The following is a 400-nucleotide window of genomic DNA, read 5'->3' as shown; positions in this document are numbered from 1 at the left end:
TCTCCCAGGATGCGGGCGCGCTCGGCGCCGTCGCCAAGGAGGGCCTGTTCACGCCCCTCGCCCAGGAGACCCTGGACCGCGTGCCCGAGACCTACCGGGACGACGAGGGCGACTGGGTCGGCCTGACCGGCCGCGTCCGCGTGCTGGCCTACAACGAGGAGAAGGTCCCCGAGGCCGACCTCCCGACGTCGGTCGACGAGCTGACCGATCCGAAGTGGAAGGGCCGCGTCGGCGTCGCCCCCACCAACGCGTCCTTCCAGACGTTCGTCACCGCCCTTCGCCTGCAGAAGGGCGAGGACGAGGCCCGGACCTGGCTCGAGGACTTCGCCGCCAACGACCCGCAGCGCCGCGAGAAGAACGGCGAGATCCTCGCCGACGTGGACGCCGGCACCCTGGACAC

The 400-nt window shown here is 72.0% G+C and carries 1 protein-coding gene; it reads left to right on the top strand.

The window, feature by feature from the left end; translation table 11 throughout:
* The coding region (locus BSZ14_RS18900) for an extracellular solute-binding protein (RefSeq protein ID WP_139330565.1) at positions 1-400 on the top strand (400 nt) is incomplete at both ends.

Source organism: Sphingomonas sp. Sph1(2015) (genome assembly GCF_001970915.1).
Taxonomy (GTDB): domain Bacteria; phylum Pseudomonadota; class Alphaproteobacteria; order Sphingomonadales; family Sphingomonadaceae; genus Sphingomonas; species Sphingomonas parapaucimobilis.
Note: the sequence above shows the minus strand (reverse complement) of the source record. Positions and strands in the feature narration are given on the sequence as shown.